Raw genomic sequence first — 17,136 nt, 5'->3', positions numbered from 1 at the left:
TTGATATATAGGTTTTTATTCCGCTTCCAAAAGTTGTTTTTCATGTAACTCGAAATACTCTCCCTCCAAAGTCATTAATTCGTCGTGCGTACCTTGCTCGATGATTCGGCCATTGTCCAGGACGAGGATATGATCTGCATTTTTTATAGTAGATATGCGATGTGCAATGAAAATAGTCGTTTTATTCTGCATAATACGACTAAGATTATAGAGTATTTCTTCTTCCGTTTTTGTATCAACAGCCGAAAGGCAATCATCGAAAATGAGTATCTGTGGATCTTTAACGAGTGCACGTGCGATAGAAACCCGTTGTTTCTGACCACCGGATAGTGTAAGACCCCGTTCGCCGATAGAGGTCTGAAAGCCGTTGTCGAAATTCATGATGTTATCATAGACGGCTGCATCTTTTGCTGCTTGCTCCACCTTATTCATTTCTAGAGTATCCAGACCAAAAGCAATATTATTTGCTATTGTATCCGAAAAGAGGAATACCTGCTGTGGCACAAAGCCAATCTGGGAACGTAAGGTGTCTATTTTTATTTTTTGTAACGGTGTGCCGTCATAATAAATACAGCCTTGATCAGCGTCGTACATGCGCAATAGCAGATTCGCTAATGTCGATTTACCCGAACCCGTTTTCCCGATAATAGCGAGCGTTTGTCCACGTTTTATAGTGAACGATAGATTTTCTATGGCTTTGATTCCTGTTTCGGGATAGGTGAATGAAAGGTTTTCTACCGTTATATCACCTTGAAGTATGGGCTCTTTATCACCGTCTTTGATATTGGATGTCGTTTTAAGAAATTCATTGATTCGTTTTTGCGATGCAGCAGCCCGCTGGAACAAAGAGGTCACCCATGCCAACGACATGGCAGGGAAAGTAAGCTGATTGACATATAGGATAAACTCTGCTATGTTTCCGGCGGTAATGGTTCCGTTTTTTACTTCAATACCGCCAACATACACCGTGATAATCGTGCTGAATCCAATGAGGAAAATAATCAACGGAAAGAAAATGGCTTGTATGCGTACAAGGTCGAGCGAAACTTTATTGTATAGATTGCTTTCGTCCTTAAATACGTCCATTTTTTGCGTTTCACGTGTGTAAGTTTTAATAACACGTATTCCAGAGAACGTTTCCTGCACAAAGGAAGAAAGTACGGATAATTGTCGCTGTATCCTTTCGCTTCGCTGGTTAATAATCTTATTGATGAATAGAATAAGCACCGATAGGATAGGAATCGGCAACAAAGAATAAGTAGCAAGCTTTGGATTTACGTTATACATGGCGTAGATAACCATGATAGAAAGCACCACCGTATTGATCGCGTACATAATAGCTGGCCCTAGATAATTTCTCACTTGATTAACATCTTCGGTGGCACGGTTCATCATATCACCAGTATTGTTTCTTCTAAAAAAAGAAAAATCAAGTTCCTGGTAATGATTGTAAATCTCATTTTTAAGATCATACTCGATATGGCGGGATGTGAGGATGATCGTTTGGCGCATAAAAAATAGGAAAATACCCCGCAATAAGGAGAGAGCTAGAACAACGAAACCGAAAAAAAGCAGACTGCTGCCGAATACCTGATATACCAAGTTTTGTCGGTCAAAACCATCATATAACCTATAAAGGTCGATATTTTCCTTAACGAGGTCAAACGCTTCCCGGATAACGACAGCCGGTAGAATACCAAAGTAGTTGGATACAACGACAAATAAAACACCAGGAATAAGTTTCCAGCGATATTTATAAAAGTACTTATTAAGATAAGCCAACTCGTTCATTGGGAACAAATGTAAGGCTAAAATTTGAAAAAATATTCCCTACTTTTGCAGAAGCAAAAAGAATATATAGGCATTTAAGAAATGTTATGGAAGTAAATAATTCTTCTGTTTTCGATAAGATGGCGATTTCTGGTCATCAGAATTTATTTTTCTGCCAAGATAAGATGGTGGGACTGCAAGCGATTGTTGCTATTCATGATACGACGCTAGGGCCGGCAATCGGTGGTGTTCGCATGCTGCCATATGAATCTTTAACAGAGGCTATTGACGATGCGCTACGTTTATCCGAAGCGATTACTTACAAAGCTTCTCTTGCAGGTCTTAATCTAGGAGGGGGCAGTGCAATTATTATAGGTAATCATCGAACAGATAAAACAGAGGCTTTGATGCGTCGGTTCGGGAAGTTCATAGAAGGACTCAATGGGAACTTTATTGCTTCGACTGATATTGGAACGACACAGAAGGACCTAGAGCACTTGTTGTCTGAAACGGACTACGTAGCTGGTTTGCCTGCTTCCTTAAATGGAGGGGGAGATACAACCCTTTTCGCGGCGCGAGGAGTGTTTTATGGAATCAAGGCAGCTATTAAAGAACTATATGGTGATGATGGATTAGCTGGGCGCAAGATTGCGGTTCAAGGTGTTGGTAGTGTCGGAGAGCAATTAGTGGCTATGTTGCGTGCGGAAAATGCGCGTGTTTACGTATCGGATATGACGGAGGAACGCAAGATGAAGATCGCGGCGAAATATAAAGCGGAACCGATTACCTACTCCACTAGCTTCGAACTAGATGCTGATGTATATGCACCATGTGCTTTGGGCGGGACGGTGAATCCGGAAACCGTACCACGTATGCGTTGCCGCATTATTGCCGGGTCAGCAAACAACCAATTAAAGGAAGAAGAAGAAACGAATAGACTGCTTAAGAAGCGAAACATCTTATATACCCCTGATTTTTTAATTAACGCAGGGGCATTGATTAGTTGCTATTCCGAGTTAGAGGGATACGGCAATGACCGTACAGAAGCATTAATTAAAAATATTTACAACGCGACTCGTGATGTCATCCAAAAATCTGTTGAAGACAATATTACTACATACGAAGCTGCTAAACAATTAGCAGAAAAGCGTATATTTGACATCAAGAAAATTAAATAGGTGGATTTAGGAAGTATAATACGTTCTTATTTATATACAATCGTTCTTTAAATTAAATTATGCTTAATAGAAGGCACCTGAGGGTGAAAGTTATGCAGACGCTGTATGCGTTTAGTTTATCACAAGATAAACAAGTGAAAGATTTCGAGAAAATACTGTTAACCAGTGTTGACGAAGTTAACCAGATGTATATTTGGACACTGAATCTACTTGATGAAGTAGCTGAATACGTACTAATTGATGCAGAGGGAAGAGCCAATAAGTTTTTGCCGACCGAAACGGATAAGATCTATACGACAAAATTGAATAGCAATAGTTTTATAGAATCACTAAGGCAAAATAGAACCTATCTGGAAAATGTAAAGAGATACAAGGTTTCCTGGACGTTCGATCCCGAAATAGTACGTTCTATCTTTGCGCAATTGAAAGATTCACCTGAATATATGGCTTATCTGCAGCAGGAAGATAGGTCTATTGCTGCGGAGAAAGATATTATCAAGTTTATCTTCAAGAGAATCATTTTGAAATCGCCCGAAATTGAACAGGTTTTCGAAGCGAAGTTTATCAATTGGCCTGTCGACAGGGAAGTGTTACAGGCTATGGTGGCTAAAACGTTTAAAAATTTCAGTAGCGAAAATCCGACACAAAACAAATTGGCGGATTTAACACCTAACTGGGAAGAGGACGGAGAGTTTATCGTGGAACTCTTAAAGCAAACTATCCGTTACGGTGATGAATATCAGAAATTAATTTCTGTTAAGACGAAGAACTGGGAAGCCGATCGTATAGCATTGGTCGATACGCTATTGATGCGTATGGCAATTTGTGAGTTAATTAACTTTCCAACAATTCCGGTAAAGGTTACAATTAATGAATATATAGAGCTTTCAAAAGCATTTAGTACGTCTAAAAGCAATACATTTATCAACGGTATCTTGGATAAGATACTTGCCGAGTTGGCACAACAAGGACGTATTCAAAAAACAGGTAGAGGACTAAAAGATTAACAATATGAATATACTGAAATCATTTTTTGTTTGTGCTGTATTAGCGACCTTGATGTCCTGCGGAAATTCAGGGAACAAAGAGGAGCAATCGATAGATACGTTAACGAATGAAGCAGCTAAAGGAGGTCAAATTGAATTTGCTGAGTCAGTTTTTGATTTTGGACAGGTGAAAGAAGGTGAAATTGTGGAGCACGAGTATACATACACCAATACTGGAACAGCCCCCGTAATCCTATCACAAGTTTCTGCATCGTGCGGTTGTACAACGCCGTCATACACGCAAACTCCTGTTCTTCCTGGAAAATCTGGCAAAGTAAAAGTCAGTTTTGATAGTAATGGGCAAGTAGGTAAACAGCAAAAAATTGTGACGATTGTTTCCAACGCTGACAATCGTGTCACCACCATTCAATTGAAAGGTGAGGTTTTATCGAAATAAGAGCGTATTGCTTTTAATAGATAATTTAACATGTAACTTTTAATTTATATATAATATGATAACTACGTTATTACAAGCAGCACCCGGAGGCGGTGGATTGATGAGTTTCTTACCGATGATTCTGATTGTTGTGGTATTCTATTTCTTTATGATTAGACCGCAGATGAAGAAACAAAAAGACCATAAAAAATATATTGAAGAATTGGGTGTAAACTCAAAGATTGTGACAACAGCGGGAATTCACGGACGTATTGTGGAGGTTAGCGAGACGACTTTCCTAGTAGATGTGGGGTCTGGTGTGAAAATCCGTTTTGATAAATCTGCTGTTGCTTTAGATGCTTCCAGAGCTGCTAACGGTGAAACCGTAAAGAAATAAAATCAGTTTCTACGACATTAAAAAAGAGAGCGTTTCAGCGAAACACTCTCTTTTTTTATAGTACTAATCTAATATTGCTTATACAATCCCATCCTTGAGCTCTATTGTCACATCCGGATATTTGAAGTTTGCACAAATTTGTTTTTTGCACGAACTTTATTTCAAATATCCGAAGTGACGCTTTTTTGTATCCTTTTTTCTAAAAAAAGGATAATTAAAAATCACTATTTTTGTGGTTATGGCACAACCTCGCATTACGAAGACAAAACGCCGAAAAATCGCCATATTTTTGCGATGTTTGGGAATTTCCTTTATCGCGTGGTTGTTGTTTGCCGTTTCCACGGAGCAGACATTTCGTATCGACGCAGGTATTTCCTATGTGAATATTCCGGAGAACAAGGCATTTCATCCATTGCAATCAGATACGGTTGGTATCCGGATGAGAATGAGTGGTTGGAAGATGTTCATGAAAAGACTTCGACCTGATACACCACACATTCAAGTCGATTTAAGTGGATTAAGAACGAGGAATTATATTGTTTTTGCGAATCAATTGGGATACATCAATCGGCAGTTTCCAGTAGATAACCAGGTGATTGGTGTGATACCAGATACCTTGTATTTTGATTTTTCTAAGCAGACACAAAGAAAGGTACCTGTCCGCCCGTTATATAATATACAATTTAAGAAGCAATATGGCATTATCGGTGATACACGGGCAAATCCCGAATATGTGACGGTAACGGGACCACTAGAAGATGTTGCGAATATCGATTATTTGGAAACTGACACCATTCGAGGTACCGAGATAGCAACAGATGTGCGCACCATTGCCTATTTAAATAAACATCAAAAAAACAACATAACGATCTATCCTACATTTTCGGAGATCACCATTCCGGTAGGAGAAATTACGGAAAAAGTGATCGAGCTACCGCTAAAGGTGGAGAATGCTTCGAGGTATACATCCGTTCGAACCTTGCCGAGCAAGATTAAAGTTACTTTTTTGGTATCGTTGAAAGATTATAATAAATGGTCCTCCCGAGATTTTGAGGCTGTGGTAGATATGGAAAATTGGGAAAAGAATAAAGTCCAGAATTTGCCGGTGATCCTAACAAAAGTGCCCGAACATTGTCATGTTGTTAGTATAGAACCACAGAATGTTGATTTTTTTGTTAGACGATAGATTATGGGGTTGAAGATTGGTATTACAGGAGGTATAGGTTCAGGAAAGAGCTACGTAGCGAAAGTTTTCAAAGCGCTCGGCGTGCCCTTTTATGATGCGGATAAAGAGGCCAAAGAATTGATGAATACCAATCCAGCTATCAAGAGCGCATTGATATTGGAATTTGGAAAAGAAGTTTATGATATTGACGGGCATCTGGATCGTGCTTATCTGGCTTCAAAGGTGTTCCGAGATAAAGAAAAACTGAATAAACTGAACGCCATTGTACACCCTATCGTGATTCAACATGGAGAAGATTGGGCACTTTCGCAAACCTTTCCGTATTCATTGAAAGAAGCAGCACTACTTTTTGAAAGCGGTTCATATAAAAAGCTCGATTACACTATCTTGGTGATAGCACCAACAGATATTCGTATTGCTCGTGTTATGCAACGGGATATAATAAGTAGAGAAGAAGTATTGGATCGCATAAACAAACAACTGCCAGACGAAGAAAAGCAAAAACTCACGGATTTTACTATAGTAAATGATGGATTGACTCCTTTACTTCCGCAGATATTATCCCTACACAGGCAATTTCTAGAAGGGCGAAAAGCATGAATGAAATTTTCGAGGATTTTTTGATAAAAGATGATATCGGCTATTATTGTCGGTATGGTGATTTTTATATTGATGCGATGTGCCCCGTAGTGAAAAATATCATATCGCATGCGCACGGTGACCATGCTACCAATGGGCATAAAATGATGTATGCCACGGCTGCTACATTTGCATTCATGAAAAATAAGTTCCCAAAAATGACGGAAAATAATCTTGAAGTGATAACATTCGGGCGTACTTTTGCACTGGGAAATGTAAATATTACCTTTTTCCCCGCAGGACATATATTAGGCTCTGCCCAGGTATTGATGGAGTATCAAGGTGTAAAGTATCTATATACGGGCGATTACAAATTACAGGAAGATGCTACCTGTGAACGAATTGTATTGACACAGGCTGATATCCTGATCACCGAATCGACCTTTGCTAATCCCGCCGTCTCACATCCGGACGTGGAAAAGGAAATCTTAAAGTTGAAAGATAGACCAAGCAACATTATGTTGGGGTGTTATACTTTAGGCAAAGCACAGCGACTAACAGCATTGATAAATGACTTACTTCCAGAACGAGAGGTATTGGTGCATCATAAAATGTATCCTGTTCATAAATTATATAACCAGTTAGGATACAAGTCTCTTCGGTATACTTTATACAACCGTAAAGCGATGAAAGAGGGGAGTACCAACAAAATTTATTTGGTTCCACCACTTACATTCAACAGTTATTTTAAGGCAAAAAATGTATTGAGAGCATTTGCTTCAGGTTGGGAGCGCTTACAAAGACAAAATGATATTGAAATCTATATTTCTGATCACGTAGATTGGAACGATATCTTATATTTCATTGACAATGTACAGCCTAAACAGGTATGGACAATCCATGGGGATGGAAGATATTTAAAAAAACATTTCGACGGAAAGCTTATTGTTCGCGATATATTATCGGCTTAATAAAAGGCAGTGCAACAACCAATGCACCGCCCCTAATATTTAGTGTTTAAAATGTCTTACACCGGTGATGACCATCGCCACACCCTTTTCATTGGCCATATCAATAGATAGTTGATCTTTAATAGAACCACCCGGTTGCAATACAGCGGCTACACCTGCATCACCTGCTATTTCTACACAATCAGGGAATGGGAAAAAAGCATCAGAAGCCATTACACTTCCTTTAATATCAAAACCAAAAGATTGTGCTTTTTCAATAGCCTGTTTTAACGCATCGACGCGTGATGTTTGCCCAACGCCAGAAGCAACCAAGGTATTGTTCTTGGCAAAAACAATCGTATTCGATTTGGTATGCTTTACAATCTTATTTGCGAAATACAGATCATTTAATTGCGCTGTTGTTGGTTGAACTTCAGTGACCGTTGTCATCTCTTCAGGGCCCTCTACCGTATGATCCTTATCCTGTACGATAACGCCATTCAATAACGTTTTGAACTGCTCTTTAGGTAGCTGAACATCCTTGCGTTTTAAAATGATACGGTTTTTCTTTGCCGTTAACACATGTAAAGCACCCTCTGTATAAGATGGGGCGATAAGTACTTCAAAGAAAAGGTTATTGATTTCGTTTGCAGTTTCCTGATCAATTTCCCCATTGGTAATCAATACACCTCCAAATGCCGATACAGGGTCACATGCCAGTGCATCTATCCACGCTTGTTTAATGGTAGAACGCGAAGCCACACCGCAAGCGTTTGTATGTTTTAGAATGGCAAACGTAGGATCGTTAAACTCATCAATGATAGCAACGGCTGCGTCTACATCTACCAAATTGTTGTAAGAAAGCTCTTTCCCGTTTAACTTGTCGAACATAGCCTCCAAGTTACCGAAGAAAGTTCCTTTTTGATGTGGATTTTCACCGTATCGCAGTGCCTGCGCCTGTTGCACCGACTGCTTGAAAACAGAAAGCGGACCTTCTTGATTAAAATAGTTAAAAATTGCGGTGTCGTAGTGAGAGGACGTATTAAACGCGCGTTTTGCAAATTCTTTACGCTGTTCCAATGTCGTTTGTCCATCTTGTGTAGCCAACATACCTTCAAGCTCCTGGTAATCGCTTTTGGAGGAGATAATCACCACATCGTTAAAATTTTTAGCAGCGGCACGGATCAAAGAGATACCGCCAATATCGATCTTTTCGATAATATCTTGTTCGGGAGCACCCGAAGCTACGGTTTCTTCGAATGGGTATAAATCCACAATAACAAGGTCAATTTCAGGAATTTCGTATTGTGCCAATTGTTCCTGATCACCTGCTAAAGGCCGACGTGCCAATATACCTCCAAATATTTTCGGGTGTAACGTTTTTACACGACCACCGAGAATAGAAGGGTAGCTGGTCAAATCTTCGACTGCGACAACGTCGACGCCCTGTTCACGGATAAATGCTTCCGTACCACCTGTAGAGTAAAAAGTGACTCCGTATTTATTTAGTAGTTTAATCAGGGGGGCTAAGTTGTCTTTGTAATATACCGACACCAAAGCATTTTTAATTTTAACAGGATGATTCATATGTAATTTTTTATCTTTTAAGGCCATATGGAATACCCAAACTATATGTATTCGCGTTTGTTTAAATTAAACATGGGTATTTCATTGCCCTATTTTTTGGAGTGACAAAGATAAGAATTTATTGGGCTTAATTATATTTCTTTAATAAATTCTCAATGATTTTCGGGAAATATTGATGCTCCAATTGCTGTCCTTTAAACTTGATGACGTCCAACGTATCGTCCGGTTCAATCTTGAATTTCGCTTGGTGAATAATCTCTCCTTCGTCGAATTTTTCGTTAACAAAATGGATGGTGATGCCGTGTTCTTCGTCTCCAGCTTCAAGAACAGTTTTATGTACCCTATCACCGTACATGCCTTTGCCACCATATTTAGGCAGTAAGGCTGGATGGATATTGATGATTTTATTTGGAAATGCTTTTAGAAGATTTTCTGGAACCAACCATAAAAAACCGGCTAAAACAATGATATCTATTTCTAAACGTTTTAAAATATCGATGATTTCATTTGTTTCATAGAACGTTCTCTTGTCAAAGATATGAGACGGAATTTCGAAGTTATCGGCGCGTTGTAGAACATAGGCCTCAGGATTATTGCTCAACACCAAAGCTACTTCGGCCAGATTGGAGTACTTAAAATGCTCCATAATTTTCTGTGCATTTGAACCCGAGCCGGAAGCAAAAATAGCAATGCGTTTTTTCACGATAATGTGTCTTTTTATGTGTTAAAGTTGATTTTTACCCAAATTTAGGTAATTTTCTGGATACTTTCGAGTGTGAATTTACCTTTATGATGGGCTTTAACCTACTCTGCTAACAATTTCTCCATAATTTCCCTACTGATTGGAAGTACACTTTCGGAAGCATTGGATAAAATGACCACTGCTGTTTTTGTGTCTGGAGAAAGCCCGACAAACGAGCTGCTACCCGCTGTTCCTCCGGTGTGGTGGAAGTATATAATTCCATCCTCCATCATACTTATACGCCAGGCTAGCCCAATGTCCAGATTTTCCGGTGTGAAAAAAGTAAATTGTCTCGTTAAGGCCATTGCTTTCTGCAATTCGTTTTCCGGCATTTTAAATTGCTCCACCGCAAATAGCATAAGATCTCTTATGTTGGATTTTAGGCCGCCGGCCCCTATCAAGGCTTCCCAATTCCATAATGGTGTTGTATTTCCTTCTTTATCTAATCCAGGAGAAATTATCTGTTGTTTTTTTGCATCCGGCTTGTCGGTTGTATGGTTAAGTTGTAAAGGTTTCAAAATCGTTTCCTCTAAACACTGGATGTAGTTTTTTTTGCAGACAATAGCGATTAGTTCGCTCAACAAGCCATAGCCTAGGTTGCTATACTCATACTCTTCGCCCGGCTCACGCGACGCTTTGTAATTTTTCAGAAAGCTGAAAAGTGCTTTTTGGTCATAAGTAGCAAATGGATCTTTCTCATTGTATCCAGCTACGCGGTTCCAGTTATCTCCCATACGAGGAAGCCCTGAAGTATGGTTAGCTAAGGTTTTGAACGTAATTCCTTTTAATGCCGGATTAGAAGAAACTGAATCGGGTAAAAAGGACATTATAGAGTCATCCAACCGAATAACATCCTTTGTGACGAGATCAGCAAGTAATGTCGCAGTAAAAACTTTAGTTATTGATCCAATTTCATATAACGTGTTTTCTGTGGGAAGCGTATTGTTTCCCTTCTCCGTCTCACCGTACAAAAATGTTGTGTATTTGTTTTTGTGAAAAACGGCTATTGACAAAGATTGTGTGTTCCCTTTTCTGATATAGGTATTAGCTACGGAATCTATATAGTAGTCTAACCGAGTTTCGGTTGCGACCTGACTGATCACCTCTTCTTTTTCCGGTTTTTCAACTTTTTTGGTACTATTGTCAGTAGCAGTAAAAGCTAATGTCGTATAACGAAACGTACTATCTACAGCTAATTTGGCGAGCAGTTGACGTTCTGCTGTAAAAGATACTCGATAAGTAGCAGTCTGGCCTTTAAAATCTTCCACTTCCACATCTATTATTCTACCTAGTTGATAAAGATTTTGTAACATAAAGGCGAGTTGGTCTTTACTAACCTGCTCCCTAAAAGCTTCAGAGGCTAAGTTGTAGATAGAATCTGTCATCTGTGTGTTGATGAAAAACTCTATTTTATTGAAAACGGCCCGATTGGCTTCTTCTGTCTTTGTTTGTCCCAGTCCCGTCAGCGCAGTGCACGTCAACAATAAGAAAAATAATATACGAATCATGCCCCAAAATTACAGAAATATCCCTTTCATAGGAAGCACAAATCCGTTTGAAGATTAAACGGATATTTCAGATGGTCTAACGAAAGACAAATATGTATGTCTGAAGCTGATATTTATAAACCAATTATTTGCTTCAAACGAGCATATCCCGATTTACTGATATTGATTTTTTCGCCTGTTAGCAAAGTAGCGATGTAACTTTCTTTTTCCATAGGCTCAATTTTTGCAAGTTGATCTACTTTCGCGATAAATGAGCGGTGTACTCGCACAAACTGTTTTGGATCTAGCTGCTTTTCAAAGGAACTCATCGTTTTGTTTTTCAGAAACATACCGTCTTTCGTATGAATTTTTACATAGTCGTCGTAAGCTTCCAGAAAAATAACCTGTTGTACAGGAATAATCTTAATTTGTGAACCGTTTTTAACTACAATCCGCTCTAATGTTTCATCCTCTCGCGCAGCTTCTACTTTTGCTGAAGTTTCTCTTGGAGTATTGCTATGGTGATTGTTCCTGAATTTTGTTAACGCCTGTTCGAAGCGATCCTTGTTAATGGGTTTTAGAAGATAGTCTATGGCATTTTTCTCAAAAGCTTTAATAGCAAATTCGTCAAACGCTGTTGTAAAGATGACGTTTGGCATTTCATCGAGGATCTCTAACATCTCAAATCCGGTCAGCTTTGGCATTTGAATATCTAAAAAAATGAGATCAGGACGCATTTGTTGAATCATTTTTGCTCCCTCAAACCCATCTCCACATTCGGCAACTATTTCGACATCGTTATGTTGTTGCAAATATTGGGAGATAACCATGCGGGCTAACGGTTCGTCGTCTATAATGATAATCTTAATCATATTGCGGAATTTTTAAGGTTGATATAAATGTATTTTCATGAATAGAAGTCTCTAGTAAATCTGTACGGCTATATAGCAAGAATAATCGACGTTGGATACTGGAAAGCCCAAAGCCTGTGCCTTTTCTGCTCTCAAACTGATCAGAATCGAATGGATTGGTAATTGTAATATACAACATGTAGTTTTCGATCCGGATGTCAATTGTGATTTCTACTTTACCTATTACGTTGTACAAACCGAATTTAATGGCATTTTCCAGTAGCGGTTGGATGATCATCGAAGGGACTTTAGCTTGACTTGCCTCTTCTTGTAAATAGAAAGTTGTCGTTAGCCGATGTCCGAAACGTACTTTTTCGATATCAAGGTAGAGCCTTAAATGCGCGATTTCGTCAGCGAGTGGAATTAACTGTTTATCATCTTTCCGCATCGTTCCACGAAGAAAATCAGAGAGTTGAAACGTCATATTGCGCGCCTCATCTGGCTTAATGCCGATAAGCGCAATGATCGAGTTCAGGCTATTAAATAGAAAGTGAGGTTGAAGTTGCTGTCGTAGGTTATACAATTCAGCATCCCTTAAGATGCGCTCAGATTCCTCTTTTCTCTTTTTATTTTCCTCATATTCTTCTTGAATGTTCCAAACAACGTTAATAATCGTCACGCACAATAACAATAGGAAATTAATGATGAAGCGATATGGTAAAATCTGGTAGAAACGTGTAAGCGAAAAGCCATCAAAAAATTGGTTTAGGAAAAAAATAGACAATCCAATGCTCACAACAGTCAATACCAGGCAGATTAATATTATCTTCACATATTGGTTCTTGCGTGGTAAATAAAACTGAAGGGTGCTGTAAATAAGATAACAACAAATGGTTATGGAAAGCGCACCAATGATAGGTTCATACGGTGTAACCGCTTTCGGACTAAAGTCCCACCACAATAGGAAATAAGAAACAGCAAAGTATAAAATACAGATGGTCCATGCTGTAACATGAATTAAGCGATTTTTTGTCGTTAGTTTAAACGTCATGCTACGTTAGCTATTTTTTATCGTGATGTTTCCAAAGATAGATGTACCGGTAATATACAGACATTTGTTTTGATCTTTTACGTTTGTCAATATCACGCGTCGGTCGTCGTTCTCACTCAAGATGCAAGATGCAGTCGTCGCTACCACCCAATGTGGCGGAACAATAATTTTGGTGCTTCCGAATAGTTGAAACACATCTAAAGCTACTGGTTGCTGTATATCAGCTTGTAATAAATTGATTTCAGTACTACCAAAGAGATTGGTCATCGTGCCACCGAGAAAATTTTTTGAAAAAATGATCTTTTTCGCATAACCAAATATCGATTCGACTTTTATATAATTCTCACCTTCATAGGTATACGTTCGTTTTTTTTGTGGTTCATTACCATGATATGTATCGCCAGGCTCTTCAAAAGAAGACTTATACGCATCGACGGTTTCATTCGTGACATCCACTCGTTTATCCCAGTCAAATTCATCTTTGCCTGTGTCTTTGCCTGACGGTGTATGCGGAGGTACAGGTGGGGTGGGTTGATTACGGTTCCGTGCGATAAAATAGATGCCAATGATGATAGCCATGATAGGAAAGATGGTACCCCAGAAAGGAACATCTAGAAACCTTTTGAGAAAGAAAAGCCCACCAATAGCAATCAAAATGACTGAAGATTTCTTTTCAAATTTAGAATTAACGCCAATCACTATCCCGATGATGATCAAAATCATTTCCCAACCAAAGATATTCCTAGGAAACGGAAAACCTAAGTCCAAATTACGTATTAGGAGAGCCGCGCCCAGAAATACGATCGCAAACCCAACGATATTTGCACTTTTGTTGTTACCGCGAGGGGGAATAGGAGGTGGTGTTTTATGATCTCTTTCTCTTTCCATTACTACTTGTATTTATGTTTGATTCAAAAGTAAGGCAATACTTAATAATTCGTTAGCCAAAATAGGCAATACAATGCACTTTTTCGGTAAACGCCGCACTTTTTTCGGTGAAACCTTTTTGCTCTCTTTATCCCTGTTGGTGTTCGTATGTCCAATTATAAACGTTTTTTTTAATTTAATTTGGAAACATGAAATTAATTATTATATATTTATAGCGAAAAAGGATTTAAACTTAAATACTTACAATACTAATGGGAGATTTTGAAAACAAAGAGCGTGAAGAGGTATTTTCAAAAAAGGTGAGAGCGGGAAAACGTACTTATTTTTTTGATGTAAAAGCAACTCGTTCTAACGATTATTATGTGACCATCACGGAAAGCAAAAAGCGTTTTGAAGATGGACAATTTATTAAGCACAAGATTTTCTTGTACAAAGAAGATTTTGAGAAATTTGCTGAAGGGTTGACAGAGGTTGTGGATTACATCAAGGCTAACCAAGAAGTTGTTGAAAAACGCTACGAACCGAATCAAGAAGACTCAGCCGAATATGCGCAGAAAGATAACTATTCTTTCTAACGCATTCCAGCGTAAAAACATACAGAGCCACTATGAAGTGGCTTTTTTATTAGACGATATGCTCAAATGCATTATTCCATCCTTAACTTTTTTGGTCGCATCCGGATATTTTACAACTGTACAAATTTATTTTTAGTACTACCCCAAATGTAAAATATCCGCAGCGACGAGGTTTTTGATTCTTTTTTACGGGAAAAAAAGAACACAATATTATATTATTGTTAATTTCGTGGCTTTATCAGCATCCATTATGAATAAGATTTTAGTAAAATCAATTATAGGGCTTCTATTTGTTACCCAGTTACAGGCTCAGAAGAAAACGTTGAGCTTTGCCCAAGCATGGGGGCAGGAAACTTCGGTCACGAAACCGATCAACCGATATGTTGGTTGGGCGGATAACGAACATTATATCGAGCATGATGTTACCGATGACAAACTTTATCAAGTGCATGTAAGAACAGGTAAACGCCTATCTTATACGCCGCCAGTTAAGTCAGATACAGATGTGTTTATGAAGGATAAAGATATCTATATCCGTTATGGAAATGATCCGGAGAGACGTTTAACACAATCATCAGATGTAGAAGAGAAAAATCCTACATTGTCGCCAGATGGACAATATGTAGCATTTACAAGAGATAACGATTTATTTAGTGTAAAGATAGACGATGGAAGTGAAGTTCGTTACACGTCAGATGGTACAGATGTTATCTACAACGGTTGGTCGTCGTGGGTATACTATGAAGAAATTTTGGGTCGTTCAACAAATTATAAAGCATTTTGGTGGTCGCCAGATAGTAAGCAATTGGCTTTTATGCGTTTTGATGACACGCAGGTACCTATGTTTCCGATTTACGTTTCTAAAGGGCAGCACGGATATTTGGAAGAGACGCGCTATCCGAAGGCAGGAGACCCCAATCCTGAAGTAAAAATAGGTTTTGTGAAAGTAGAGGGATCGCCGGTGGTCTGGGCAGACTTTAATGAGAAAGACGACCAATATTTTGGAGAGCCTTATTGGAGTTTTGATAGTCAATCTATTATGGTACAGTGGATGAATCGTGATCAGACCAATCTGAAATTCTATTCCGTGAATCCAACCGATGGTAATAAAAGCGAGATATACGATGAAGAACAACCTACTTGGATTAACCTTGATCATAGTGAGCGTATAACCTATTTAGCCGACAATAAGCATTACATTTTGAAATCTGACCGTACTGGATGGGCCCATTATTATCTTTATACATTGGATGGTAAATTGGTTAATCCATTGACGTCAGGCGACTGGCAGGTAACATCGTTGGAATTTGTAGACGAGAAAAACAAAGTGGTGTATTTTACTGCACGTAAGGAAAATTCTGCTACTGTGGACTTGTATCGTGTAGATTATTCCGGAAAAGGGCTGAAACGCTTGACATTCGGTGATTATACACATCAAGTGAAAGTGTCTCCGGATGGAAAATATTTTATAACGAACTATTCCAATATTTCTACTCCCAATAAAATCGCACTGGTTGATAATAAGGGTAAACTAGTGAAAGAATTGGCTGACAGCAAGTCAAGTGATTTTGAAAGTTACCATATCGGAAAAACGGAATATTTTACTATCCCCTCGGAGGATGGAAAGTTTGATTTACCTATTATCATAACGTATCCTGTAGATTTTGATGAAACTAAAGTCTATCCGGTAATTATGAGCATTTATGGTGGTCCGGATGCCGGTACCGTGCGAAATACGTGGAAAGGTATGTCAAACCAATATTGGGCAAAAGAAGGGGTGGTTCAGGTTACTGCCGATCATCGCGCATCGGGGCATTTTGGTAAACAAGGAGTAGCTTGGATGCATAGAAATCTCGGTAAGTGGGAAATGATAGACTATACTACTGTAGCAAAGTGGCTGAAAGGAAAACCTTGGGTGGCTGACAATAAACTATTGATTACAGGACATAGCTATGGCGGTTATATGACCTGTTTAGCATTGACAAAAGGCGCTGACTATTTTGATTATGGTATTGCAGGCGCACCGGTGACAAGCTGGGAGCTTTACGATACCCATTATACGGAAAGGTGGATGGATACCCCCCAGGATAACGCTGAAGGCTACAAAGCGGGATCTATCTTAACGTATGTGGATAATTATAAAGGCGGTTTACGTATTATGCATGGCGATTTGGATGACAATGTTCATTTACAAAATACGATGCAGCTGGTCGATGCACTGACTGATAAGGCTGTTCCGTTTGAGTTAATGATTTATCCTGGTAGTCGACATGGGTTTGCACGTTCGAAATCGATGTATGATTTTAAAGAGCGGGTGCGCTTTTATTATCAGTATCTATTAGAGAAACCAGTACCGGAAGAATTTAAATAAACATGACTTGCAAATGTTGGAGATAATGATAAAAAAATGTTTCACTCTTGGGGGTTAGGGGGAATAATCTGATATTTGCATAATTATTTTTCAGCATGTTAC

16 protein-coding genes are annotated in these 17,136 nt (G+C 38.8%); 9 read left to right on the top strand and 7 right to left on the bottom strand.

Translation table 11 applies throughout. From position 1 onward, the window contains the following. Window positions 1-15 precede the first annotated feature (15 nt). On the bottom strand, window positions 16-1,791 hold the full coding sequence (locus G5B43_RS17280; RefSeq protein WP_165296049.1) for an ABC transporter ATP-binding protein: 1,776 nt from the start codon (window positions 1,789-1,791) through the stop codon (window positions 16-18). A gap of 86 nt (window positions 1,792-1,877) precedes the next feature. On the opposite strand from G5B43_RS17280, the gene G5B43_RS17275 reads away from it, so the two are divergent. From G5B43_RS17275 to G5B43_RS17245, 7 genes are all read left to right on the top strand, one after another. After that, on the top strand, window positions 1,878-2,948 hold the full coding sequence (locus G5B43_RS17275; protein WP_165296048.1) for a Leu/Phe/Val dehydrogenase: 1,071 nt from the start codon (window positions 1,878-1,880) through the stop codon (window positions 2,946-2,948). A 59-nt stretch (window positions 2,949-3,007) separates the two neighbouring features. Continuing rightward, complete coding sequence (gene nusB, locus G5B43_RS17270) at window positions 3,008-3,955, top strand: transcription antitermination factor NusB (RefSeq protein WP_165296047.1); 948 nt, start codon at window positions 3,008-3,010, stop codon at window positions 3,953-3,955. Window positions 3,956-3,959: 4 nt separating this feature from the next. Then, the gene (locus tag G5B43_RS17265; protein ID WP_165296046.1) at window positions 3,960-4,391 is read left to right on the top strand and encodes a DUF1573 domain-containing protein; all 432 of its coding nucleotides are present in this window, start codon (window positions 3,960-3,962) and stop codon (window positions 4,389-4,391) included. Between the two features lie 55 nt (window positions 4,392-4,446). Beyond that, window positions 4,447-4,767 (top strand): preprotein translocase subunit YajC, encoded by a 321-nt coding sequence (gene yajC / locus G5B43_RS17260; protein WP_148920823.1) that lies wholly within the window; start codon window positions 4,447-4,449, stop codon window positions 4,765-4,767. A gap of 238 nt (window positions 4,768-5,005) precedes the next feature. Then, on the top strand, window positions 5,006-5,953 hold the full coding sequence (locus tag G5B43_RS17255) for a YbbR-like domain-containing protein (RefSeq protein ID WP_165296045.1): 948 nt from the start codon (window positions 5,006-5,008) through the stop codon (window positions 5,951-5,953). Window positions 5,954-5,956: 3 nt separating this feature from the next. After that, window positions 5,957-6,553, top strand: coding sequence for a dephospho-CoA kinase (gene coaE / locus G5B43_RS17250; RefSeq protein WP_165296044.1), 597 nt, complete (start codon window positions 5,957-5,959; stop codon window positions 6,551-6,553). Continuing rightward, window positions 6,550-7,503: an MBL fold metallo-hydrolase gene (locus tag G5B43_RS17245; RefSeq protein WP_165296043.1), complete on the top strand. Its 954-nt coding sequence runs from the start codon at window positions 6,550-6,552 to the stop codon at window positions 7,501-7,503. Before coaE ends, G5B43_RS17245 begins: the two co-directional genes overlap by 4 nt. 39 nt (window positions 7,504-7,542) lie before the next feature. On the opposite strand, the gene purH is transcribed toward G5B43_RS17245, so the two are convergent. From purH to G5B43_RS17215, 6 genes are all read right to left on the bottom strand, one after another. Further along, entirely contained in the window at window positions 7,543-9,069 is a 1,527-nt protein-coding gene (purH, locus tag G5B43_RS17240) for a bifunctional phosphoribosylaminoimidazolecarboxamide formyltransferase/IMP cyclohydrolase (protein ID WP_165296042.1), read from the bottom strand. A gap of 127 nt (window positions 9,070-9,196) precedes the next feature. Then, complete coding sequence (gene purN / locus G5B43_RS17235; RefSeq protein ID WP_165296041.1) at window positions 9,197-9,772, bottom strand: phosphoribosylglycinamide formyltransferase; 576 nt, start codon at window positions 9,770-9,772, stop codon at window positions 9,197-9,199. A 101-nt stretch (window positions 9,773-9,873) separates the two neighbouring features. Then, window positions 9,874-11,319, bottom strand: coding sequence for a serine hydrolase domain-containing protein (locus G5B43_RS17230; RefSeq protein ID WP_165296040.1), 1,446 nt, complete (start codon window positions 11,317-11,319; stop codon window positions 9,874-9,876). Window positions 11,320-11,432: 113 nt separating this feature from the next. After that, window positions 11,433-12,170, bottom strand: coding sequence for a LytR/AlgR family response regulator transcription factor (locus tag G5B43_RS17225; RefSeq protein ID WP_165296039.1), 738 nt, complete (start codon window positions 12,168-12,170; stop codon window positions 11,433-11,435). Continuing rightward, complete coding sequence (locus G5B43_RS17220) at window positions 12,163-13,200, bottom strand: sensor histidine kinase (RefSeq protein WP_165296038.1); 1,038 nt, start codon at window positions 13,198-13,200, stop codon at window positions 12,163-12,165. Before G5B43_RS17220 ends, G5B43_RS17225 begins: the two co-directional genes overlap by 8 nt. A 6-nt stretch (window positions 13,201-13,206) precedes the next feature. Beyond that, on the bottom strand, window positions 13,207-14,088 hold the full coding sequence (locus tag G5B43_RS17215) for a cell wall-active antibiotics response protein (RefSeq protein ID WP_165296037.1): 882 nt from the start codon (window positions 14,086-14,088) through the stop codon (window positions 13,207-13,209). 251 nt (window positions 14,089-14,339) lie between these two features. Here G5B43_RS17215 and G5B43_RS17210 point away from each other — a divergent pair, with 251 nt between their 5' ends. Next, on the top strand, window positions 14,340-14,663 hold the full coding sequence (locus G5B43_RS17210) for a DUF3276 family protein (RefSeq protein WP_165296036.1): 324 nt from the start codon (window positions 14,340-14,342) through the stop codon (window positions 14,661-14,663). Window positions 14,664-14,913: 250 nt separating this feature from the next. Then, the gene (locus tag G5B43_RS17205; RefSeq protein ID WP_165296035.1) at window positions 14,914-17,034 is read left to right on the top strand and encodes a DPP IV N-terminal domain-containing protein; all 2,121 of its coding nucleotides are present in this window, start codon (window positions 14,914-14,916) and stop codon (window positions 17,032-17,034) included. The last annotated feature ends 102 nt before the right edge of the window (window positions 17,035-17,136 follow it).

It is taken from the genome of Sphingobacterium sp. SGR-19, assembly GCF_011043555.1.
Taxonomy (GTDB): domain Bacteria; phylum Bacteroidota; class Bacteroidia; order Sphingobacteriales; family Sphingobacteriaceae; genus Sphingobacterium.
This window is presented reverse-complemented; position numbering and strand designations above follow the sequence as displayed.